The organism is Duganella qianjiadongensis, from assembly GCF_009857915.1.
Lineage (GTDB): Bacteria > Pseudomonadota > Gammaproteobacteria > Burkholderiales > Burkholderiaceae_D > Rugamonas > Rugamonas qianjiadongensis.
Map to the genome: position 1 here is coordinate 1 of NZ_WWCM01000084.1, position 358 is coordinate 358.

A 358-nucleotide genomic window follows, 5' to 3' on the forward strand; every position below is an offset into this window, starting at 1 on the left:
CGCCACTCGCCACCAGAGCAAGCTCCGTGCTGCCGTTCGACTTGCATGTGTAAGGCATGCCGCCAGCGTTCAATCTGAGCCAGGATCAAACTCTTCAGTTTAATCTCTGTTTTTGGCATTTCTGCCAAGGCCGGACCTTTTAATCAGTCCAAACCCCTCGCACTGCGAGGTGTTTGCTCACTCAAAATACTGACAGTTCGCTTCTTTTACGAAGCGTCCTATTTCATTTATTTCTTGTGAACATTTGATATTTTTTAAGTATCACGAAGACTAGCTTCGCGTGCACTTTCATCAAACGTCCACACTTATCGACTGTGAATTTTTAAAGAACTTATTCGGTACTGCTTGCTGAGAAGCG

Annotated in this window: 1 rRNA gene; it reads right to left on the reverse strand. The window is 45.3% G+C overall.

Annotation, left to right across the window (positions count from 1 at the left end):
* A 16S ribosomal RNA gene (locus tag GTP27_RS23375) occupies positions 1-101 on the reverse strand; the annotation flags it as partial.
* Positions 102-358 lie beyond the last annotated feature (257 nt).